Raw genomic sequence first — 22,666 nt, 5'->3', positions numbered from 1 at the left:
TTTTGGTCAACAAAAAAAGCTCCGCAATTCCACGGAGCTTTTTTGTGATTTGCTTGGAAGATTAGTTGTTCTCGAGCGGGTACTTCAAATAGATGTTGTGATGTACAAGCTTCGGGGACATCTTCGGGTAGTCGAGAATCGACTGCAGACCGCGGGATTCCTTTCGGGCGAGAGCGCTCTTTACGATCAGGATGCTGCTTTCGACGGCGTTGCGGAATTCGAGAAGGGCGACGGTCTTGGTTCCTGGCTTCTTCATTTCGGCTTCGACTTCGCTGTTGAATTCGCGAAGCTTAGCGAGTCCTTCGTTTAAGCCAGCTACCGAGCGAACAATGCCGCACTTTTCCCACATGAGCTTCTTGGCTTCGACGGTGCGTTTTTTCCAATGTTCGCCGCCGGTCATTTTGACCTTTTCCGACTTGATGGTCGGTGTGCGGAAGGACTTTTTGAGAATGCCAGTCTTTTCAATGTTTTCCACTGCGCGGAGAGCAAAGACAACGCTTTCGAGAAGCGAGTTCGAAGCAAGACGGTTTGCTCCGTGTACGCCTGTCGCAGCCACCTCGCCCGAAGCGTAAAGTCCTTCGATCTGCGTCTTGGACCAGGTGTCTACGAGAACGCCGCCACACATATAGTGCGCTGCCGGAACGACCGGAATCCATTCCTTCGTCATATCGACACCAGCGGAAAGGCACTTTGCGTAAATGTGCGGGAAGTGGGTCTTTGTGTCTTTCGGATTATGGGCCGTGACGTCGAGGAACATACAAGGTTCGCCGGTGCGCTTCATTTCACGGTGAATAGCGCGGGCAACGATGTCGCGCGGGGCAAGGGAACGGAGCGGATGCACGCCGTTCATAAATTCTTCGCCCTTCGAATTCTTGAGGATTCCACCGTATCCGCGAACCGCTTCCGAAATAAGGAACGCCTTTTTGAGGCTCGGGGCATAGAGGGATGTCGGGTGGAACTGCATAAATTCCACGTCTTGGATCGCGGTGCCTGCTCGTGCTGCAATCGCAATACCGTCACCACAAGCATCAGGAGGGTCGATCGTGTGGAACCAGAGGCGTCCAGCACCGCCTGTAGCCATGATGGTCACCTTGGCGAAAATCGCTTCGATTTCCCCGGTCTTCTGGTGGATGACCTTTGCGCCCAGGGCTCGGGTCTTGTTCTTGTTCAAAATCAAATCGGCGATCAGCGCGTTTTCAAGGAAGGTGATGTTCGGGAATTCATGGATCTTCACAAGGAGGGCTCTCATGATTTCCTTGCCGGTCAAGTCCGCGGCATGGAGAATACGGCGATGGCTGTGGCCGCCTTCGAGGTGAAGGTCAAAGCGGATGTTCGCATCGTTCGATTCTGCCGGGGTGAATTTTACCCCCCATTTCACCAGCTGATCGATTGTCTTTGGACCGTTTTCGACGAGAATCTTGACGGCGTTCTTTTTGCAAAGTCCTGCACCCGCTTCGCAGGTGTCTTCCTGGTGCAATTTGAAAGAATCTTTGGGGTCAGTGACGGAGCAGATGCCGCCCTGGGCGTAGTTGGATGAACCATCCGGTTTTGCCCCCTTGGTTAAAATGAGAACGGAATGACCGTGTTCTGCCGCCTTGATGGCTGCGCTTAAGCCGGCGATACCGGCACCAAGGATCAATATATCGTACACTGTAGCCTCTAAGTGTTGATGTTTGAAGGCGTTTCCCATAATAGAAAAAATCCTAAAATACGGCTATATAAAAGGGCTTGCTCCGTTAGAGTGGATTTTTTTATTACATTTGGCGGAAAATAAATGGAGTTTACTCTATGCTGACATGGATTAACGAAAACGCGAAATGGGTCATTGCCATTTTTGCAGTAGGCATTGCGCTCGGTCTCCTTGCGATGGACCGTACGCCGGAACAGTCTCACCAGTATCCGATCGGCCGTGTGGACGGTGTGGAAATTCCGTATGCGGAATTCAACAACCGTGTGAACCGCATCACCGAGACCAACTACCGGGGGCAGAACCTGAGCGACGAACAGCGCGCCCAGCTCCGCAACAACATTTTCCAGTCCTTCGTCCAGCAGGAACTCCTCAAGGCTCAGTTCGATGAAAATGCGCTTTATGCATCTGTCGCAGAAATGAAGGCTGAACTCAAGAACAATCCAGATGTCGTTCGCCGTCTCGTCGGTGAAGAAGCCCAGCAGCGCGTTTACGCAATCCAGGCGAACTCCGCTAGCGAACAGGAAGCCGCTCAGAATGTTCAGACGTTCATCCAGACCCTTCCGAAGTTCCTTCTCGACACCGCTTTCGACAAGGCTGCATTTGATGCTTGGCTCGAAACTCCGGCCGCATACGAATGGCTCAACATGCAGAACTACGAACAGGAACTCAAGACAATGACGATTCCTCTGCACCAGTTGCAGATTTTCGTGACTGCGAACGCTCACCCGACGAGCCTCGAATCCCAGTGGAACGTGAACAACCGCCTCGTCTCCCAGGATGTCGAAGTCGCCTTTACGTCGGCAAATGATTTCCAGGTCGATCCGGCTTCCGTAGATAGCCTCAAGGTGAACGCTTACTTCGACGCTCATCAGGACAGCTTCTTCGTGACGAAGGATCAGGTTCGTCTCGCTTATGCATACCTTCCGATTCAACCGACTGCAAAGGATGAAGAAGAAATCCGCAAGTATGCGATGACCGTTTACTACCAGGTGAAGGATTCGAACTCCACTTCCAGCTTTGAAGAAATGGCCAAGGTTGCAAGTGAAGACGTCGGTACGGCTGCAAATGGCGGTCTCCTCGGCGATTACACGGCTCGTGGCACTTGGGTCAAGGAATTCGAAGACGTTGCTTTCGCTCTCGATTCCGGCGCTATCTCCGAACCGGTCCGCACCAAGTTTGGTTACCACATCATTCAGAGCCTCGGCAAGATGAAGGATTCGACCGGGACTGAAAAGGTGAAGGCCGCTCACATTCTCTTCTCCGTGACCGCTTCTCCGGAAACCATCGACAGCTTGGAAAAGATCCTCGCAGGCATCAAGTCCGCTGTGGAAGAAAGTGATTCCTCCTTCATCGATGCCGCTGCCGCTCGTAAGGTTCCGGTCCGTGAAACCGCTTGGCTCGGTCGTGACGATGAAATCCAGGAAGTGGGTTTTGTCGGCGGTCTTTCCGCTTTCGCATTCGTGAACAAGGAACGTCCGGACCTCGCAGAAGGCAAGGTCTCTGGCGCTCTCAAGAACAACGACTTCGTGATTGTTGTGAACCGTATCGAAACTCTCGAAGCAGGCAAGCGCAATATCGGTCCGTATTACGAACAAATTAAGCGCAACCTTCTCCTTCAGGAATCGAAGGACGCCGCTGCTCACTACCTGAATTCCGTTGCTGAAAAGGTGAAGGCTGTGGAACTTGTGACGGATTCCGCTACGGGTTCTGCCAAGGCTGATACGAGCGTGGAAAAGGTGACAATCGAAAAGGCTACCGCTTCTTTCGACGGCTTTGTTCCGGGCATCGGCTATTCGAACCCGACTCTCTTCCGCATTCTTTCCCAGCAGAAGGTTGGCGAATGGGGTGAACCGGTCGTGACGAATGACGGTGCCGCTATGGTGAAAATCCTGAACCGTTCTGTTCCGGATACCACCGCTGCAAAGACCGCTCTTACGGAAGACTTGGCCAATACCTGGCGCTTCGGTTATGCGATGCTTTTCAATGAATACGTGCAGAACCTGGAAAAGGCTGCTAACGTGGAAAGCAATCTTGACCTTTACTACCGCGAATAATATTTCTACTATTTGTCCTGAATTTTGGCATGTTCGTCTAGTGGTCTAGGACGCTGGCCTCTCACGCCGGTAACAAGGGTTCGAGTCCCTTACATGCTATGTCAGAAAGAATCCCGCAGAAATGCGGGATTTTTTGGTTATAGAATTTCGTTCATCGAAATCCAGCCCCCCAGGAGTTCTCATCATCTGAATGTTCATAAAACAGAAAAGGACCCGTTTGATGCGGATCCTTTTCTGTTATGGAGCTAAGGAGATTCGAACTCCTGACCCCAACGCTGCCAGCGTTGTGCTCTACCAACTGAGCTATAACCCCGTTTGAGTGCACCAAATTGAGAAAAAAAAATTCTCCCTGTCAAGGGGCGCAGAACATTTTTTTTCGGCGCTTCTCAAATGGCACTCAACTTTGATGAAAAAGTCTTAGGCGACCGTTTCAATCGTTACCGATTCGATAAGGACGTCTTCGTACGGATAGTCCTGACCGTCGGTGCGAACGCTGGCGATATCGTCCAGAACATCAAAACCGTCAAAGAGCTGGCCGAAAACGGAGTAGCCTTCTGCCGGACCGCCTTTAGCCGGATGGTCGAGGAAGTGCGTTCCTTCTGCCGGGTGAACGATGAAGAACTGGCTTCCGATGGAATGAGGCATCATGGTCTTTGCCCAGCTGAGAGCACCGCGCAAGTGGGTGAGGCGTTCGTCGTACTTGTCGCCGATGGTCGAATTTGGACCCTGTGCTGCATGGCCACCCGTGCCGTTCCGGCGGGTAAAGTCACCGCCTTGAATCATGAAACCCTTGATGATGCGGTGGAACGGAGCGCCGTCGTATTTGCCCTGCTGGGCAAGTTCGATGAAATTCGTAGCGCATTCGCCAACGATTTCCGGGAAGAGGCGTGCGCGCATTTCACCGTGGTTCGTCTTGATGATGGCGATTGTTTCTCCGCTTTTTGGGAGGTCAAGCTGATTGAACATAAATGGAATCTCCAAGTTGGTTATGTTTTGACATAAAAACTACATTTTCCTATTGGAAAAATCTTGAAAAAGGAGCCTGTAGTGAAGGATAATTGCAAAAGGATCCGTCAGCTTCTCGACGCAAAGGCGATGGAAACCGCCTTGGACAACATGGCGTCGGCTGTGTCGGAGCTGATTTCTTCTCCAGAAAATGTCCTTGTTCTCGGCATGGCGAGCCGTGGAATTCCGCTTGCTCGTAAGCTTGCAGAACGTTTGTCGAACCGCTATCACGTCGAAATCCCATGCGGAAGCCTCGATGCGACATTCTACCGTGATGACTTCCATTACCGCAAGCCTCTCGCGACAACAGAAATGCGCATTACGGAAATGCCTGCGTCCGTCGAAGGGAAAACGGTCATTCTTGTCGATGACGTCCTTTACACGGGACGTTCTGCCCGTGCAGCCATCCAAGCGATTCTTGATATGGGACGTCCGGCGGCGATTCGTTTTTGTGTCTTGGTGGACCGCGGCCATCGGGAACTGCCGATTGCGGCAGATGCCACGGGCCTTTCGGTCAAGACTTTGGCAAATGAAGAAGTTCGGGTGCTGATTGAATCGGTCGATCCGGAAACAGCCGTTTATCTTGTTCAAGTGGAGAATGTATGACATCTTCTCTGTCCATCCGTCATCTCGTAGGCCTTCAGGGCGTTAGCGAAAGCGACATCCGCACGATTCTGGATACGGCGGTTGAATTCCGTCAGCTCTTGGAACGTCCGGTTAAAAAGGTCCCTTCCCTCCGCGGTCTCACGATTGTAAACCTGTTCTTCGAGAACAGCACGCGTACCCGCACAAGCTTTGAACTCGCAGAAAAGCGTCTCTCTGCAGACATTGTAAACTTCTCCAGTTCCAGTTCAAGTGTGAAGAAGGGCGAAACTCTTCTCGACACGCTTCGCAATATTGAATCGATGAAGATCGATGTTGTCGTGGTCCGTCACAAGGGGACAGGTGTTCCCCAGTTCATCGCGGATCATTCGAATGCGATTGTTTTGAATGCGGGCGATGGCGCTCACGAACATCCAACGCAGGCTCTTCTTGACATGTTCACCATTGAACAGAAACTTGGAAAATTGAAGGGTAAAAAGATTGCGATTGTCGGCGACATTCGCCACAGCCGCGTAGCCCGTTCCGACTCCTGGGGTATGACGACTCTCGGAGCTTCGGTTACGCTCTGTGGACCGAGTACGCTGCTTCCGCGTTACCGTGCGGACTTCCCGAACGTCTCTTGGGAAACCGATGTGAAGAAGGCTGTTGCTGGTGCAGATGCGGTAATCGCGCTCCGTCTTCAGAAGGAACGCATGGAAGATTCCTTGCTTCCGAGTCTTCGCGAATACCGCAATTACTTTGGTGTGACTGAAGAAGTTTTGGACAAGGCCAAGGATTCCGCTTTAATTATGCATCCGGGGCCTATCAACCGCGGTGTGGAACTCGATTCGGACGTCGCGGATGGTGAACATTCTGTAATTCTCGCTCAGGTGACGAATGGCGTGGCTGTTCGTATGTCGGCTCTTTATCTCCTTTCGGGAGGTCGTGCAAATGGATAATGTGATTTTGAAAAATGTCCGTCCTTTTGTGAACGGAAACTTTGAAGCGGCGACGACGATTTCGATTGTGGACGGTGTCTTTCGCGATTCTGCACCGGAAGGAACTCCGGTCGTGGACGTAAATGGCGCTCTTGCCATTCCGGCACTCTTTGCCTTGGGAATCGATTTCCAGGAACCGAAGCGTGACGACATTTATACGTACCGTGACGGTTTTCGCGCCATGCACCGTGGTGGATTTTATGGTGGTCTTTATGAAAGTACAGCAAACCCGGTTGATGGTATTCAGCGCTTGGTCGCAGAAAAGGCGGCTCTCGGTTATCAGGGTTATGACATCCGCGTTCTTGGCGCAATCAACCAGGATTATGAAGCGAAGGCTCTAGCTGAAATGTGCGAACTTGCCGACGGTGGCGTTGCCGGTTTCGGCGACGGCAACAAGGCTTTCGGTTCGATGCGTTTTTTACGCCTTTGCCTTGAATATGGTGCAATGACGAAGAAACGTTTCTTCTTCTTGCCGTATGACTATTCTCTCGCTCACGGTGGTTATGTGAACGAAGGAAACTTCTCCGACATGATTGGCATGAAGGGTGTTCCGGAACAGGCGGAAACGCTTCCGCTCTTCTCGCTTCTTGAAATGTCCCGCTGGCTCGGTGTGCCGATGCACATCAAGCAGGTGACTTCCAAATCGGCACTCAATTTGATTCGCCGTGCCCGTGAAATGGGCGTCGATGTGACTTGCGACGTGGATATTCATCATCTGCTCTTCTGCGATGAAGAAGTGGCAACCTTGAACACCAGTTTGAACCTGCATCCGCCAGTACGCTCGTCCGATGATCGTGATGCGCTTTGGCAGGGGCTTGCAGACGGCACGATCCAGGCGGTGAGCATCAACCACTTCCCGGTACACCGCGAAGACAAGGAAGTGAATTTTGAAGACGCTGTCCCCGGCGCGATTTCTCTCGAAATTGCACTTCCGGCACTTTGGAATAGATTAACGGAACGTCTTGGTGAAAAGCGTGCTGTTGAAGTTCTTTCTTCAAAGCCTGCAGAAATTGCCGGTGCGGACGTGGTAAGTCTTGCTCCGGGTAAAAAGGCTTCGCTCGTCGTTTTTGATCCGAATGGCGTTACCGACGTCACTTCCAAGACTTTTGCAGGTGGCGTGGAAAATTCTCCGTTCCTGGGTCAAACGCTCTCTGGCAAAATCCTTGGCTCCTACGTCGCTGGAATCTGGGGGTAATGTTTGGAATTCTCGATCGAAATGCTCGGCTGGATTTTGCTTGTCGCAACGATGATTTTAATTCTCATCGTTTTGATGGAAATCAGTCGAAATAATCATCGTCGAGAAGTCGGCAGAATGTTTGCCACCGAAAAATTTGAAGAGAAGATCAAACCGTTGAACTTGAGCGAAAAAGAGCAGGATATGCTTGAACGCTTGGTTCGACAGTCTTCTTTTTCGAACAAGGATTCGATACTGAATTCTCCGCTCCTGTTTGAAGAAGCGGTGAATTTTGTATACAAATTAAACGGCGGCGCTGAAAAAATCTCTCCCGCGGACAGGCATCTGATCTCAACGCTCCGCAAAAAGCTTGGCCATCTGGACAAGGCTGCCCAATATTCTTGCATCTCTACCCGTCAATTTGCGCTTGGAAAAGAGGCGACGCTTCTTTTGCCCAAAGGCAAGGGCGTGGAACAAACGGTCCATACCAAGATTAATTTTATGAACGAGGTCTACTGGGGCGTTTTGAAGAAAGACGTTTTCTTTGCAGAATCGCTAGTCGGTGAAAAGGTGCAGGTCCGTTTGAATATCCCAGGGGAAGCCGTATATTCGGCGAAGGTCAGCGTGGCTGGCGTTAGCCAGAATACGCTTCTTTTGCAGCATTCGACAAAGTTGCATAAAGAGCAGCTCCGTCGTTGGTTGCGTCTTGCGGTGCGTTTTCCGGTCCATTTGGCTTTTGGCGAAAAACAGATGGATGGTTATTTGGTGGATCTTTCCGCCGGCGGTATTCTTTTAACTCTGCCGGAACAGGTCCCTGAAAATTCCTTGGTGTACATCCGTTTTAATCTGCCGGGATTTGGAGAAGAAAATCTGCAAATCCGTATCTTGAGACAGTTGCACCAGGGGCAAATCAACGAGAAGGCGGGTGGAATAGATCACAGCGCCTCTTTTATCGGCGATTTCAGTGAAACTCAGGAGCGCGTCTTACAGTATATATTCCAAGAAAGACGTGCACAAAAGGTATCTTAGTGAGGGTGGTGAAAACGCCTAAGTCGTTGCTTTTTCAAGCAGTTAGGCAAAAGACTATTGACATCGAGCTTTAGGAAAAGTAGAATTAAATTAATCCCGAAATTCTTTGGGTAGAGGTTGTATTTTGGCTTTGGATCTTATCGCTAAAATCCGAGGTGAGCGCCAGACCATTGGCGTTGACATCGGTCATTACCGTATTAAGGTCGTTCGTGTGCATCACGGACGAGGTAATTCTCGCAGTATCATGGCTGTGGACATGGAACCGACCCCTGAAGGTGCTTTCGTCGATAACGAAATTCAAGATGAAGCAAAACTTCGTGAAGCGGTTGTCCGCTTGATGACCCGTAACTTTCCGGATTTCACGAAGGATGACTTGGTGACTTCGATCGGTTGGTCTGCGGGTGTTCTTGCGGATAAAAGCGTGGCAAAGGTTCCGAAGAACGGGAACGAAGACGCCATCGTGGTGCAGACCGCACAGGCAAAACCTCCGTTTGATGACCAAGACATCATGCTGGATTATCAGGTAATTGAACGCGACGGAAAGGGCGAAGTGAAGTCCCTGGTCGTGGCTGCCAAGAACAAAATTTTAGGGGATTATTCGAAACTCTTTTCGCTTGCCAGTTATAAATTGACAGCCATCGATGTAGATGTTTTTGGCATTGCCAATGCTTATGTGGCAACGGTTCCGGAAGACAGGCTTCAGGAGACAGTCGCCCTTCTCGATATCGGAGAAAAGAAGTCCACGATGACGTTCCTCCGCGAAGGTCAGTTCCACTCGGTTCGAACCATGACCATAGGATCGGTGGAATCGGTCATTTCGACTTTGACTCGTCACCTGGGTATCGACGAAGGTACCTGCCATGAAATGTTTGAAAAGAATGACCTGACCATGGTCAAGGATCGCTCGGTCTCGGAAGTGGAGTCCGTTCTGCAGCTCGCTTACGAAGAAGTGGTGAGCTCTGTAGAATTCGGTCTGCGCTACTACTCGACGAGCGAATCTGGTGAAAAGCCTGTCCGTCTCATGGTTTGCGGCGGCGGAGCAAACCTGCCGAATCTCTGCGAATACTTGAAGGACAAGCTTTCAATTGAATGCGAAGGCTTGAATCCGTTCGCAAGAATTCCTTGTGATCCGGGTGTTGTCGGTGACGAAGGAATGCCCATGGCACTGTCGAACGTTTATACTCCCGCACTGGGACTTGCTTTAAGGAAGTTCTAAATGGCTGCCAAGGGAAAAAAGAAATCGCTTTGCGTAGAAATCAACTTGTTGCCTGCCGAAGACCGGCAGACCAAGCTTGACCTGACGTGGATCGTTGACCGACGTGTTGTGTGGCCGACGATTGCTTTGCTCGTGGCGTTGGTCGCGGTCTTCATGGTGCAATCTTATATCTCTGAAACCACAGAAACTCTTCAGAACCGCCTGGATTCCACGCGGGAAGAAGTGGAAAGACAGCGTCCGATTTTGGATAAAATCACTGCTTTGGATGCAAAGCTCAAGGTGATTGCCCAAAAGAATACTGGTTTGAAGTCCATTCAGGTCAGCAAAAAACGTTGGGTTATTTTGTTCGAAAATATTTCGTCGATGATGCCGCCGAATATGTGGCTTGTGTCGTTGAACCAGGTTTCTCCGTTAGATATGGAACTCCGCGGTGTAACTTACGATTTTTCGGAAGTGGCGGAATACATGGTGAAGCTTGAAAAACAGGCGAGCTTCAAATCGGTGACGCTCACGGACATTTCGACGACCAAGATCGATGGCGAAGAAGCTTATAGCTTTGTCATCAAGGCCGGCATTAAACCGGACCTCGGCTTGGAAGGAGGTTCGAAATAATGCAAGCACTTAACCTGAAAGACAAAAAGACCATATACGCGCTTGCCATCTCACTGTTGATTCTCGCAGGAGCCTACTTCGTTTATACGTATATGTGGGAACCGTTCACCCTCGAAGAACAGCGCTTGGAAAGCGAGCTCCGCAATGCGGAATCGGAACTTTCGAAGATCAATGTCCAGAAGGGTCGAATTGCAAAGCTCGAAGCGGAACTCGTCGCTGCGGAAAATGAATTCGAACGTTTGAAGGAAATGTTCCCGGAAGAAGAAAAGGTTCCGATGCGTTTGCAGGACCTTTACGCGGTTCTTCGCAGTGCTGGCGTTCAGATTCAGAAGTTCAGCCCGGGTCCTCGTACCGAAAGGGAATACTTCTTTGAACATCGTTATTCAGTAGCTGTGAATGCGGGTTATCACATGCTCGGCTATCTGTTTGCGGAAATTGCAAACTTCAACTATCCGACAGCGATTGCCGATTTGAAGATTTCCCGTTACTCGGGAATCAAGCAGGAAATCGAAAAGGCGGAATCTCATGGATGGACTCCGATTACGATCTCTGTTTCGTTTAATTTGACCACGTATACATCCAAGAAGGTTGCCCAATGATGAGAAAATTGTTGCTCCTTCTCTCGCTTTTGTCCGCATGGGCGTTTAGCGCTGAAATCAAGAATGTGGACTATTCTTGCGGCTCCAAGGATTGCTCCTTGAAGTTCCAGTTTGCATCGGCAAAGAATTTACCGAACTTTTTCCAAAAGTATGATGCAGGAAAGCATCAGTTGACGATTGGATTCTCCGATACGAAGCTCGTTTCGGGAGACGCTTCTTATGTTGTGGATGCAAAGTCCAAGGGTCTCCGCAGCGTTCGCATTTTTACGGATGCATCTTTCAAAGTTCCTCTGTTGAACTTTGAATTTGATGTGGGACCGGATATTCATAATGACAAGAATCCGGTGAGCCTTTCCAAGGGCAAATACTTTGTGATTTCGTTTCCGAAGACAAAGAGTGCTTCTTGGTCTTTGAAGAAGGCTGTTGCGGAAAACGCCAAGGCGTCTGAAGTTAAATCCGTTGCAGCCAAGAAAGCGAAGTCCGACAGCTTGAAGGCCGCCAAGTTGAAAGCGGAAGCCGAAAAGAAAGCAAAGTCCGACAGCATCGCCGCAGCCAAGAAAGCGAAGGCAGACAGCTTGAAGGCCGCCAAGTTGAAAGCGGAAGCCGAAAAGAAAGCAAAGTCCGACAGCATTGCCGCAGCCAAGAAAGCGAAAGCAGACAGCTTGAAGGCCGCCAAGTTGAAAGCGGAAGCCGAAAAGAAGGCAAAGTCCGACAGCATTGCCGCAGCCAAGAAAGCGAAGGCAGACAGCTTGAAAACCGCCAAGTTGAAAGCGGAAGCCGAAAAGAAGGCAAAGTCCGACAGCATTGCCGCAGCCAAGAAAGCGAAGGCAGACAGCTTGAAGGCCGCCAAGTTGAAAGCGGAAGCCGAAAAGAAGGCAAAGTCCGACAGCATTGCCGCAGCCAAGAAAGCAAAGGCAGACAGTATCGCCGCTGCAAAGCAGGCTCGCCTCGACAGTATTCGTGAAGAAAAGGAACAGTCTAAAAAGAAGGTTGTTTCCGCTTTGATCGAAGGCATTCAGGAAATGACGGGCATCCAGAGCCATGGAATTGAACAGTTCCGCATTGATACGGATTCCGATATCGAACTTTCGATGGTGCAGAACCGTGAAAAGTCTTCGATTATCCATGTGAATGTTCCGGGTCCGAAGAAAACTCCGATGTTCAATGTTTCGACGAGTAACATTGTGAAGTCGGTGACGTGGATGTCTTCGGGTCTTCGCATTCAGCTACAGAAGAACGTGCAACCGTTGATTCTCGTTTACAAGGGTTCGTTGATCCTTCAAATTTCCCATATGGCGAAGGCTCCGGGATTTGTTTGCTATATGGCAAAGCCGTCTGGCGTGTATGTGCGCAAGTGGACGAACCCGTCTGCCGTGACGGAATCCTTCGCAGACTTCTCGAAGAATATGGATCAGGACAAGAAGAAACTCGTGACGGTTTCCCAGTCGTTCGGTCTGCGTCCGGTCGCTCGTAATTTGATCGTAGTGGCAGAAGCGACTCCGTTCCTTACAAAGCCTTCGGAAAACGCTCAGGAATTGGAAACTTTGGAATTTGGCGTTCGCTTGGAAGATATCGAACTGGATGGTCTGTATCACAAGGTTCGTTTGGGCTCCAAGATCGGTTATGTGAACCGCCGAGCGGTTTCGTTCCCGGATGAACTTTCGGCTGTGCAGTCGGAACGTTTGAAACAAATCGCTTTGGAAAAGGGTGGAACCTTGGATTCCAACGCGGTCCATTTCGATCGTCCGATCGAAGAACGGATTTCGTATAGTTCCTTCGGTCGTCGTGACCCGTTCATCGAAATCAAGGGCCTGATGGAAGAAGGAATCAATATTGATCAGGTGGAACTTGTCGGTATCATTTGGGAATCCGAAGTTCCGATTGCAATCCTTGCGGAAACGAAGAATCCTTCTGTGTCTTATGCTGTGAAGGAAGGCGACCGCATTTTGAACGGCAAGGTCTTGAAGATTACCCAGACCGACGTGCTGTTCTTGTTACAAGAATTTGGGGTAAGTCGTAGATATTCCATGAGTTTGCCCGATAAATATGGGAGAGACGCGAAATGAAAAAGATCGTTCAATTTTCACTGATTGCGCTGATTGCGCTCTGCTTCGCTTCTGCGATTGCACAGGAATCCGCCCCAAATAATAAACTGTACGATTTCAAGTTCGTGGATATGAACTTTGGTACGGCGTTCCACTCGATATCCGCGACTGCGGGCGTCGACATAGTGCTTGCTCCCGATGTCTCGGGCAAGATTACCAATCTTCAGGTGACGAAGAAGTCTTGGCAGGATGTGCTCAAGTTGATCTGCGACACGTATGATTTGACGTGGACCATCGAAGACAATTACATCTACGTCCAGCGTTCCTCCGCTTATCAGGAAAAGCAGAAGAAGCTCGCCGACAAGCAGGCTGCAGAAGAAAACAATGCGCCGCTCGTTCGTAAGAACTTCCAGGTGGAACATGCGAAGGCGGAAGAACTTGTGAAGGTTCTCGAATCGATGAAGACGAACCGCGGTAAGATTACGACCGTGGAACGCACGAACTCGATCATCGTCTACGATACCGAAAAGAGCATTTCCCAAATGGAAAATGCTTTGGAAGAATTGGATGTCGAAACCCTGCAGATCATGATTACGGCAAAGCTCGTGGTTGTGTCTAGCGACCTCGCCCGTGAACTCGGTGTGGACTGGTCCGCTAAGATGGGTACGACTTCTTTGAGTCCGGGTGCGGCTAATCCGCCGAGTGGAAGCGCTGCGGGAGCTTCTCGTACGAGTGTTGCAATGCAGTCTTTCCCGAACAACGGTGTTTCTCCGGGCGTTGCCAATGCAACGACAGCGATTTCTGCAAGCGTTTTGGATAACAACGTCCAGGTCGCTATCGCAAACATCCTTTCCGACGCTTCGACCGAAGTGCTCGCCACTCCCCAGATCACCACGATGGATAACGTGGAAGCAAACATCTACATGGGTGACGAAATTTCGATCCGCGTGATTGACGATGACGGTGAATCCTCGACTAAGATGGTGCAAACCGGTATTAAGCTCACGGTGACGCCGCACGTTTCTGGAGACAACCGTATTATGCTCGATTTGCATCCGCAGAACGACTCTTATCGCTATGACGAAATGGGTCAGGTGGTGATCAGCAAGCAGGAAGCGGAAACGAAGGTGGTCGTGGCAGACGGTGAAACGGTCGTAATCGGCGGTCTTACCCGTAATGAACATCAGGAAACAGAATCCGGTATTCCGTTCCTCATGGACATTCCGGTACTCGGCAATCTTTTCAAGTACACGAAGAAAACGGTGACGAAGAATGACCTCGTGATTTTCGTGACGCCTCGAATCATTCACAATTACATCGGCAAGTTCCCGCTTTCCGAACCGCCGAAGACCAAGGCTGTTTCAGCCGCAGAAGCTGGAAAGGCTGCTGTGAAGACCGCTCCGGCTGTAGATGCGGAAAAGGTTCGGCCGAAGGCCGAAACCGCAGATTCGGCTCCGCAGGAAGACGAAGCTGCAGTTGCTGGCGATGGTGCCGTGGAATCGGAAAACGGCTGGGAAGAATAAGCTTTTACGCTAAACAGTTGAAAAAGAGTCCCTGAATCAGGACTCTTTTTTTGCAGATAAAAACAGTTGAAAAGTGAACATACGTTCACTATATTTTAAACATGACGCGATCCATTGTCGTTCGTGATGCTTGCGAACATAACTTAAAGCATGTCAGTTTAGATATCCCTCGCGATTCTATTGTGGTGGTGACGGGAGTCTCGGGCTCCGGTAAATCGAGCCTTGCCTTTGATACGATTTTTGAAGAAGGTCAAAGGCGCTATGTAGATTCGCTTTCGGCGTATGCACGCCAGTTCATTGGGGTCATGAAACGCCCTGATGTACAGTCGGTGACGGGCATTTCTCCGACGATTTCGATTGACCAAAAGACGGTGAATCGAAATCCGCGCTCGACGGTTGGAACGACAGTGGAAATCCTCGATTTTTTCCGTTTGCTGTTTGCGCGCCTCGGTGTGCCGCACTGCCCTCAATGCGGAAAGGTAATCCAGGCTCAGACGATCGATCAGATTGTCGATAATCTCTATGTGGAAAATCAGGGCCGCGGCTTGACGGTTTTAGCTCCGATTGTGCAGGAGCGCAAGGGGGAGTATCGCAAGGAACTGGCGGATCTTGCCGAAAAAGGCTTTGCCCGTGTGCGTGTCGATGGCCAAATTTTGCGCACAAATGAAGTTCCTCTGCTGGTTCGCTATGAAAAGCATACGATTGAAGCGGTCATAGACCGAGTTTCGATCGAGGACAAGAATGTTTCTCGCATCCGTGAGGCTTTGGAAGGAGCTTTACATTTGACCGATGGGAAGCTTGTCGCTTTTCTCTTTGACGATGGGGAATACCGGATTCAGGGAACGGAGCTCGCTTGCACGGATTGCGGCGTTTCAATTCCGGAGCTCGAACCGAGACTGTTTTCGTTCAACGATCCTCAGGGCCAATGCCCGCATTGTAAAGGGCTTGGACGCGATTATGTTTTTGCTCCAGAGTTGATTGTTCCGGATCCAAGCCTTTCGATTCGCGGTGGCGCTCTCAAATGCCAGAAGTCCGATGGTAAGGTCATCTTTACGGATTTTGGCTGGTCGGATTTTTCTCGTGTGGCGCGTGCCGAAGGCTTTTCGCTCGAAACGCCGTGGCAAGATCTTCCGGACAGTGCGAAGAACGCGATTTTTTACGGCTCCCCGAAGGCGGGAACAGATGGCATTATTCCGCTGATGCAGGATTTGTGGAACCAGTGGCACATTGTGCATTTCCGTAAGTTTATGTATGAGAGCAACTGCCCGGTTTGCCATGGAACGCGCGTTTCACCGGTGGCGAATGCGGTTACATTCCGCGATATGACGATCGATCAGATGTGTCACATGCCCGTGGACAAGCTCGAAGATTTTTTCCGCAACTTAAAGCTTTCGGACAAGGAAGAGCATATTGGCCACGAACTCTTTAAGGAAATCCGCAATCGCCTGAATTTTTTGGTGAACGTGGGACTTGGCTATTTAACGCTTGCGCGAGGCGCAAGGACCCTTTCGGGCGGTGAAGCGCAACGCATTCGCTTGGCGAGTGCGGTGGGCGCCGGTTTGCAGGGTGTGCTGTATGTGCTCGATGAACCGAGTATCGGTTTGCATGCGCGCGATAATGAAATGCTCCTCGGAATTCTAGAGCGTTTGCGTTCGCAGGGCAATAGCCTGATCGTGGTGGAGCATGACGAAGAGACGATGCGTTATGCGGATTACGTGGTGGATATTGGCCCGGATGCCGGTGTGAAAGGCGGTACGGTCGTAGCCGCTGGTACGGTTGAAGATCTGCAAAAGAATCCGAAGTCGCTGACGGGTAAATATCTTTCGGGCAAATTGCGGATAGAAATTCCGAAAGAACGCAAAAAGGTTTTGAAGGATACGCATTGTCTGGAAATTTTTGGTGCTGCGGAAAACAACTTGAAACATGTGAACGTGAAGATTCCGTTGGATGGAATTTTGACGGTCGTCACGGGCGTTTCCGGTTCGGGCAAGAGCTCTCTCATCAATACGATTTTGAAGAAGGAACTCGCAAGGCAGTTCCATGGGGCAACGGAAACGCCGGGTAAATTCGATAAGCTGACCGGAACGGAATTCATCGACAAGGTCATTGAAATTGACCAGACGCCGATCGGTCGCACTCCGCGTTCAAATCCGGCGACTTATACGGGCGTCTTTGACGATATCCGAGATTTGTTTGCAAGCCTTCCCGAAAGTAAAGCCCGCGGTTATACGAAGAGCCGTTTCAGTTTTAACGTTGCAGGAGGACGTTGCGAAGCTTGCCAAGGTGCAGGCGTAAAAATTGTGCAGATGCAGATTCTCCCGGATGTGCAAGTGCCGTGTGACGTCTGTAACGGAAAACGCTTTAACGATCCGACTTTGGAAGTGCATTTTAAGGGCAAGACGATTACCGATGTGCTTGAAATGACGATCGATGCAGGTTGCGATTTTTTCAAGGACATTCCGAAAATTGCGGAACCGTTGAAGCTGTTGAAAGAAATCGGTCTCGGCTACTTGACGCTCGGTCAGCCGTCGACAACGCTTTCGGGCGGTGAAGCACAACGCATTAAGATTGCGACGGAACTGCGTCGACCGGGTACGGGAAAAACGCTGTATCTGCTCGATGAACCGACGACCGGCCTGCATTTTGAAGACATTCGCCACTTGCTCGATTGCTTGAAGCGCCTGCGTAATCTCGGCAACAGCATGGTGATCATCGAACACAATATGGACGTGATCAAATGCGCGGACTGGATTATTGACCTTGGCCCGGATGCGGGCGTGAACGGCGGTGAAATTATCGCAACAGGTTCCCCCGAAGAAGTAGCGAAAAATCCGAAGTCTTTGACGGGGAAATTCCTTGCGAAAGTCCTTTCACCGAAAACAGAAGAAGCGAAGTCCATCGCTCGTAAAAAAGAAGTGGCGGACTGCTTGGATATTCAGATCGTCGGCGCGCGGAAGCACAATTTGAAAAACTTTAGCGTGACGATTCCGAGTCATCAGTTGACGGTGATTTCGGGTGTTTCCGGTTCTGGAAAATCGAGCCTTGCTTTCCACACGCTTTTTGCGGAAGGACAGCGCCGATTTGTGGAAACGCTCAGCACGTACGCGCGCCGTTTCCTCGGACGTCCGGATCGCGGATCGGTGGACTTTATCCGCGGACTTTCGCCTGCGATTGCAATCGATCAGGGAAGCGCTTCGAAGAGCCCGAGAAGTACCGTGGCGACGCTTACGGAAATCTACGATTACTTTAGAATTCTTTGGGCGCGAGCGGGCGAAGCGCATTGCCCGGAATGTGGACGCCCCTTGGAGTTTGCACCGATCTCTTCGATCATCGGAAATTTGCTTGAAAAATCCATAGGCAAAAAAGTGGAAATTCTCACGCCGATCTTTATAGCGGATTCCAACTGCGAATGGATGGCTCCGGATGAAAGTAAAATCGTGGGTCTTTCGGATCGTTTACAGGAACTCGGTTACCGACGTCTTCTGGTGAATGGAACGCGCGCAGAACTTCCGCTGAAGAAACTTCCCAAGAATGTGAAGGAAGTGTATGCAGTTGCGGATCTTATACCGGTTTCCGATGCGAATGCGCCGCGCCTTGCCGAAGCTTTGGAACGCGCTTATCACGACGGTTCTCGTTCCGCAGGCGTTCGTGTGGAAAATGGAAAGATCGTCCCGTATTCTTTTTACCCGAGCTGCAAGCATTGCCATTATTATTTGACGCAGAATTTTGACCCGAAGCAGTTCAGCTTTAACACGCACTGGGGTGCCTGTGAACGTTGTGCCGGTATGGGCGTTTTGAAGTCGGGCGAAGTTTGCCCGGATTGCCATGGTGCTCGTTTGAAACCGGAAATCCGTTCGGTGACGATCGCTGAAAAGAACATTACCGAAGCTTCGGAACTGAGTATTCACGAGGCGCGGAATTGGTTTAAAAAGATTCGGTTGGATAGGGCTCGTGAAAAAGTCGCAAAGCCTCTCTTCCGTGAAATTCTCGGACGTCTAGAATTCTTGGAAGGCGTTGGCCTTGGATATTTGAATTTGAACCGCACGGGCGATACGCTGTCGGGTGGTGAATCGCAGCGCATTCGTCTTGCAAGCCAGATCGGTAGTGGGCTTGAAGGCGTGATGTACGTTCTAGATGAGCCGACGATCGGTTTGCATCAAAGCGATACGAAAAAACTTTTGGATTCGCTGTACAGGCTGCGCGATCTGGGAAATACGCTGATTGTGGTGGAACACGATTTGGAAATGATCCGGGGCGCTGACCATTTGATCGATATGGGTCCGATGGCAGGCGAATATGGCGGGGAAGTGGTTGCGGAAGGTTCTCCGAAACAGCTTTCGAAAAAAGTTTCCCTCAAGGTGTACCCGCATAGCGAGACCGTCAAGTACCTGACCGGTTCCGTTCCCATGTACAATCCGCCGCTCGAACCGATTTCGAAAGACGCTTCGTATCTGGAATTCAAGAACCTTTCTTCGCACAATTTAAAGAACATTTCAGTCCGCTTCCCGGAAAATTGCATCTCCACGGTCTGCGGTGTTTCCGGTTCGGGCAAGAGTTCCTTGGTGATGGATGAAATTCTTCCGCTGATGGAAGCGGCGTACGGCCGTGGTGAAAGGCGTAAAAAGGCTCGCTTAAAGGCGATCTTCCCGGATACGCTCAAGGAAGTTCTCGCCGTGGACCAGAGCCCGATTTCGGGAACGCCGCGTTCGACGCCTGCAAGCTTTACCGGAGTCTTGAATCCGATTCGCGATCTTTTCGCAAAGATGGAACTTTCGAAGATGAAAGGCTTTGGCTCGAACCGTTTCAGCTACAATTCGGCGAATGGCGGTGGACGTTGCGAAGCCTGCGAAGGCCGTGGTATGGTTTCTGTCGAAATGCACTTCCTTTCGGATGTGTGGGAAACCTGTGATGTCTGTAAGGGCAAGCGTTACAATCAGGAAACCTTGGCGGTGGAATTCAAAGGCAAGAACATTGCAGACGTTTTGAATATGCGCATTGATGAAGCCTGTGAATTTTTTAAGGACATTCCGAAGATCGTAAAAAAACTTCAGGTCCTTTTGGACGTGGGACTTGGATACCTGCGCCTTGGGCAGTCGGCGACGACGCTTTCGGGCGGAGAAGCGCAACGGATGAAGCTTGCTGCGGAACTTTCCCGTGGAACGGGCCGCAAGGGCGTTTTGTACCTTCTCGACGAACCGACAACCGGTTTGCATTTGAAGGATGTACAGATTCTGTGGAATCTTTTAAGGCGTCTTTCGGCGCAGGGAAATACCATTATTTTAATCGAACATCATCCGGATGTGATTCGTCTTTCCGATTATATCGTGGAACTTGGGCCTTCTGGCGGTGATGCGGGCGGTTTTGTGACCTATATGGGGGCTCCTTCTGCCAAAAAATAGACGAAATCTATTACATTCTGCCGTTTTTAACTTAAATTGAAAGAATCCGGCAGGAGGACTTATGCAATTTAAAGCGTGGATGGTAATCCCTTTTTTGTCGATATTTGCAATCGCAGGGGGGACGAGAGATTTTCGGTATTCCGTTTCCGATGAACAGTTCAAGGATAACGCTAAGATTCTCAATGGTGAAAACGTATGCATCGATAGGGACAAGGCTTCCCACCTGGAAGCGATTCATCTGAAGTTCCCGTTGGAATCGGCAACGCTCTATTTGCGATCCAAGCTTAAGGGTAATCAGTACGGTTGGTTCTCGGGTGATATCAAATCGGATTGTTACAAGGATTTGAACGCATTTAATCTGCAGGCAAATCATTTGACGGCTCTGGAAGCGGTCCATATGCGTTTTTATGCGACGCCGCACATGAGACCGTTCCAGGACGAATCCCAGGTTTACTTCGACAAGAAATATCTGTATTCTTCCCGTGTCAAAACGCTTTATTTTATCCAGAACGGTAAGTGGCAAAAGCTGACGCCGACATCGCTTACGGGAATTGTCGAAGTGGATTCCTTGCCCGATAGTACGATGATTCGAATCGGTGCGGATGTTTACCGGGCTCCGATGACGTTTGCTCCTGTCGATACGGGTCTTTTCTTTGCCACTCTATTTGTCCCCAATGCGTATCCGTTTACTGCCGGCGTGCACGTAACGAATGGAAAGCGTGCGAAGCTAAAATCGGTCGTTATCCCTCTGGATACGTTGCAGTATGAAATTCAGACGGAAGTGACAAAAGAGCAGGTTATAGCAACGCATTCTCTTGAAGAAACGGAAGCTCTCTATGACCAGTTCATTGAAGATCTGACCGCAGCGAATATCGATCGCAGTGGAACTGCAGCCTTTGATTCGGTCTATCCGAAGAAAAAGAATCCTCCGAAAGGAATGGATTCTATGCATACGCAGTATGTTGCCTATGCAGCGACTTTTGAAGCGACCCGTACCCGCGCTCGCGCGATGTGGCTCTCGGAACGCCTTGCAAAAATCACCACCATGAATCAAGTTCTGCGCGCTCGCTTAGAGGAACAGCAGAAGGATACGATTCAGCTTGAAGTGATCCCGGAATCGATTGCGAAGACCGATTCGGGCATTCGTATTTGCTTTAACGATTCTTTGAAGCGCACGCAGGTGGAATGGGTCGGCCTCTTGGATTCGATTCTTGAGGATTCCGTGTGGATAGCAGAATCTCAAAATTCGGATGCCATGCGCTTTGTGTTAACGCTTGAAAACAAGCCTGTTTGGAAGTATGACGGTTACCGTGTTAAGAGCCGTCACCAGTACCGCTTTGTGCGCCTTCACGTCCGCTTCCGTAACACGCTTTACGCGGGCGATGGAAAGTTCATTTTGCCGGCGAATCTTCTTATAGAACCGGAAGTTCAGGAATGGCTGAATCCGAAAAAGGAAGAAAAGGCTCCGACAGTGGTCGCGGATACGGTGAAAAAAGAGGAAAAGGCGCCTGTGGCTAAGCCTTCGATCGAAGAACTCAGCCGTGCCGTTGCCGAAATCGACTCGGGCACTTTCCGCTTCAAGAACCGCATTGTGCACATGTCTCCGTTCGGAATTCGCAAGACAGAAGTCACAATTGCAGAATATCGTGATGTAATGAAGGATTCGACGACGAAATTCACGTTCACCGATAGTCTGATGCCGGTTCACAATGTAAATTGGAACAAGGCTCGTAAATTCTGCAAAGCGATTGGCGGAGATCTTCCGACAGAAGCGCAGTGGGAATTTGCAGCTCGTACGGGAAAGAATGAAGGCTCGCTTTGGCGCTTAAGAACAGGCGATCAGGCGTTCCAGTATGCTGTTTTCCGTGCAGACGGTCCGCAGCGCGTCGCTTCGGCCAAGCCCAATGCCTGGGACCTTTACGATGTCTCTGGCAACATGGCGGAATGGACGCGAGATTCCTATTCGTGGTTCTCTTTTTACGTGGAAGATGAGGACCCGACAGGTTCCTTCTTTGGGGACTCCCGCGTGTTCAAGGGCGGTTCCTGGAAGAGCAAAACCGAAGATGAATTGGATCTGACGGATCAAGACGATGAAGATCCGCGTTATTGGGCGAATACGCTTGGTTTCCGTTGCGTGTTCCCCTCAAAGGCTCAAGGTAAGCCAGAACCATGAATTCTGAATTGAAACTTTTTCAAAGACTTGCTTCTTTTCCATTCTTATTGATTTTCTTGGCATTCCTTTTTCCGCTTGTGAATGTTTCTTGTTCGGAAAAGGTTGTTGCCGAACCGAATGTTTATGAATTCATCTCCGGGGTGACGCCGGAAACGGTTCTCGATGAAGAAACGTCGAAGGCCGTGAACGAAATGAAGGAAAAAGACCCTCGGGTGAAGGCTTTTTTTGAACAGCCGATTAAAACTTCGCGTGCAATCATCCCGGTTGCGGTCGCTGTGGCCCTAGCGGCGGCTTGTGCATTCATTACACCCGTTGGATCGCTTGCAATGGCGCTCGCTGCCTTTGCATCGCTCTGGGTTTTTATCTACAATTTAAGCGCAACTATTGTGCGGCAGCATTATGACTTCCTGACCGTTGAACCGGCGGTCGGTGCGTATTGCATTTCATTCTTGCTCGTAATCGGTATCGCTATGGATTTGGCGGTCATTATCAAGAATTACAGGCTGAACAAGCAGAAGCAAAAAGAAGAAAATACTCAAGACCATCACCCTTCGGAATCGAAGTAAA

15 protein-coding genes and 2 tRNA genes are annotated in these 22,666 nt (G+C 50.2%); 14 read left to right on the top strand and 3 right to left on the bottom strand.

Annotation, left to right across the window (positions count from 1 at the left end):
• Positions 1 to 61: 61 nt before the first annotated feature.
• Positions 62 to 1,651 carry an L-aspartate oxidase gene (gene nadB / locus BGX16_RS02410; RefSeq protein ID WP_100424623.1) on the bottom strand — a complete coding sequence of 530 codons (1,590 nt, stop codon included), beginning with the start codon at positions 1,649 to 1,651 and terminating at the stop codon, positions 62 to 64.
• 137 nt (positions 1,652 to 1,788) lie between these two features.
• Here nadB and BGX16_RS02405 point away from each other — a divergent pair, with 137 nt between their 5' ends.
• Together BGX16_RS02405 and BGX16_RS02400 are read left to right on the top strand one after the other, a co-directional pair.
• A complete protein-coding gene (locus tag BGX16_RS02405; protein ID WP_100424622.1) occupies positions 1,789 to 3,744 on the top strand; it encodes a peptidylprolyl isomerase in 1,956 nt (651 codons plus the stop codon).
• A gap of 26 nt (positions 3,745 to 3,770) precedes the next feature.
• Positions 3,771 to 3,843 (top strand) — tRNA-Glu (locus BGX16_RS02400).
• 141 nt (positions 3,844 to 3,984) lie between these two features.
• Here BGX16_RS02400 and BGX16_RS02395 read toward each other — a convergent pair.
• Positions 3,985 to 4,057: transfer RNA gene (locus BGX16_RS02395), tRNA-Ala, on the bottom strand.
• A 104-nt stretch (positions 4,058 to 4,161) separates the two neighbouring features.
• A complete protein-coding gene (locus tag BGX16_RS02390; protein WP_100424621.1) occupies positions 4,162 to 4,710 on the bottom strand; it encodes a peptidylprolyl isomerase in 549 nt (182 codons plus the stop codon).
• Between the two features lie 81 nt (positions 4,711 to 4,791).
• Between BGX16_RS02390 and pyrR the strand changes: the two genes are divergently transcribed.
• From pyrR to BGX16_RS02330, 12 genes are all read left to right on the top strand, one after another.
• A complete protein-coding gene (gene pyrR, locus BGX16_RS02385; RefSeq protein WP_100424620.1) occupies positions 4,792 to 5,355 on the top strand; it encodes a bifunctional pyr operon transcriptional regulator/uracil phosphoribosyltransferase PyrR in 564 nt (187 codons plus the stop codon).
• Positions 5,352 to 6,290, top strand: coding sequence for an aspartate carbamoyltransferase catalytic subunit (locus BGX16_RS02380; protein WP_100424619.1), 939 nt, complete (start codon positions 5,352 to 5,354; stop codon positions 6,288 to 6,290). Before pyrR ends, BGX16_RS02380 begins: the two co-directional genes overlap by 4 nt.
• On the top strand, positions 6,283 to 7,524 hold the full coding sequence (locus tag BGX16_RS02375) for a dihydroorotase (RefSeq protein ID WP_241899409.1): 1,242 nt from the start codon (positions 6,283 to 6,285) through the stop codon (positions 7,522 to 7,524). Before BGX16_RS02380 ends, BGX16_RS02375 begins: the two co-directional genes overlap by 8 nt.
• Before the next feature lie 3 nt (positions 7,525 to 7,527).
• Entirely contained in the window at positions 7,528 to 8,532 is a 1,005-nt protein-coding gene (locus BGX16_RS02370) for a PilZ domain-containing protein (RefSeq protein ID WP_100424617.1), read from the top strand.
• 124 nt (positions 8,533 to 8,656) lie between these two features.
• On the top strand, positions 8,657 to 9,748 hold the full coding sequence (pilM, locus tag BGX16_RS02365; protein ID WP_157797835.1) for a pilus assembly protein PilM: 1,092 nt from the start codon (positions 8,657 to 8,659) through the stop codon (positions 9,746 to 9,748).
• On the top strand, positions 9,749 to 10,360 hold the full coding sequence (locus BGX16_RS02360; protein WP_100424615.1) for a PilN domain-containing protein: 612 nt from the start codon (positions 9,749 to 9,751) through the stop codon (positions 10,358 to 10,360).
• Positions 10,360 to 10,959 carry a type IV pilus inner membrane component PilO gene (locus tag BGX16_RS02355; protein ID WP_100424614.1) on the top strand — a complete coding sequence of 200 codons (600 nt, stop codon included), beginning with the start codon at positions 10,360 to 10,362 and terminating at the stop codon, positions 10,957 to 10,959. The genes BGX16_RS02360 and BGX16_RS02355 overlap by 1 nt, the downstream gene beginning before the upstream one ends.
• On the top strand, positions 10,956 to 13,025 hold the full coding sequence (locus tag BGX16_RS02350) for a hypothetical protein (protein ID WP_100424613.1): 2,070 nt from the start codon (positions 10,956 to 10,958) through the stop codon (positions 13,023 to 13,025). Before BGX16_RS02355 ends, BGX16_RS02350 begins: the two co-directional genes overlap by 4 nt.
• Positions 13,022 to 14,527: a secretin N-terminal domain-containing protein gene (locus BGX16_RS02345; protein WP_100424612.1), complete on the top strand. Its 1,506-nt coding sequence runs from the start codon at positions 13,022 to 13,024 to the stop codon at positions 14,525 to 14,527. Before BGX16_RS02350 ends, BGX16_RS02345 begins: the two co-directional genes overlap by 4 nt.
• A gap of 101 nt (positions 14,528 to 14,628) precedes the next feature.
• Complete coding sequence (gene uvrA, locus BGX16_RS02340) at positions 14,629 to 19,926, top strand: excinuclease ABC subunit UvrA (RefSeq protein WP_100424611.1); 5,298 nt, start codon at positions 14,629 to 14,631, stop codon at positions 19,924 to 19,926.
• Positions 19,927 to 19,987: 61 nt separating this feature from the next.
• Positions 19,988 to 22,099: a formylglycine-generating enzyme family protein gene (locus BGX16_RS02335; RefSeq protein WP_100424610.1), complete on the top strand. Its 2,112-nt coding sequence runs from the start codon at positions 19,988 to 19,990 to the stop codon at positions 22,097 to 22,099.
• Positions 22,100 to 22,176: 77 nt separating this feature from the next.
• Complete coding sequence (locus tag BGX16_RS02330) at positions 22,177 to 22,665, top strand: hypothetical protein (protein WP_198514840.1); 489 nt, start codon at positions 22,177 to 22,179, stop codon at positions 22,663 to 22,665.
• Position 22,666 lies beyond the last annotated feature (1 nt).

The organism is Hallerella succinigenes (assembly GCF_002797675.1).
Taxonomy (GTDB): Bacteria; Fibrobacterota; Fibrobacteria; order Fibrobacterales; family Fibrobacteraceae; genus Hallerella; species Hallerella succinigenes.
Note: the sequence above shows the minus strand (reverse complement) of the source record. Positions and strands in the feature narration are given on the sequence as shown.

Excerpts from the sequence above, each read along its gene's own strand:
- BGX16_RS02345 (WP_100424612.1), top strand. The coding sequence starts at position 13,022 with ATGAAAAAGATCGTTCAATTTTCACTGATTGCGCTGATTGCGCTCTGC.
- BGX16_RS02355 (WP_100424614.1), top strand. The coding sequence starts at position 10,360 with ATGCAAGCACTTAACCTGAAAGACAAAAAGACCATATACGCGCTTGCC.
- BGX16_RS02375 (WP_241899409.1), top strand. The coding sequence starts at position 6,283 with ATGGATAATGTGATTTTGAAAAATGTCCGTCCTTTTGTGAACGGAAAC.
- BGX16_RS02390 (WP_100424621.1), bottom strand. The coding sequence starts at position 4,710 with ATGTTCAATCAGCTTGACCTCCCAAAAAGCGGAGAAACAATCGCCATC.
- BGX16_RS02360 (WP_100424615.1), top strand. The coding sequence starts at position 9,749 with ATGGCTGCCAAGGGAAAAAAGAAATCGCTTTGCGTAGAAATCAACTTG.
- BGX16_RS02335 (WP_100424610.1), top strand. The coding sequence starts at position 19,988 with ATGCAATTTAAAGCGTGGATGGTAATCCCTTTTTTGTCGATATTTGCA.
- BGX16_RS02405 (WP_100424622.1), top strand. The coding sequence starts at position 1,789 with ATGCTGACATGGATTAACGAAAACGCGAAATGGGTCATTGCCATTTTT.
- BGX16_RS02380 (WP_100424619.1), top strand. The coding sequence starts at position 5,352 with ATGACATCTTCTCTGTCCATCCGTCATCTCGTAGGCCTTCAGGGCGTT.
- BGX16_RS02350 (WP_100424613.1), top strand. The coding sequence starts at position 10,956 with ATGATGAGAAAATTGTTGCTCCTTCTCTCGCTTTTGTCCGCATGGGCG.
- uvrA (WP_100424611.1), top strand. The coding sequence starts at position 14,629 with ATGACGCGATCCATTGTCGTTCGTGATGCTTGCGAACATAACTTAAAG.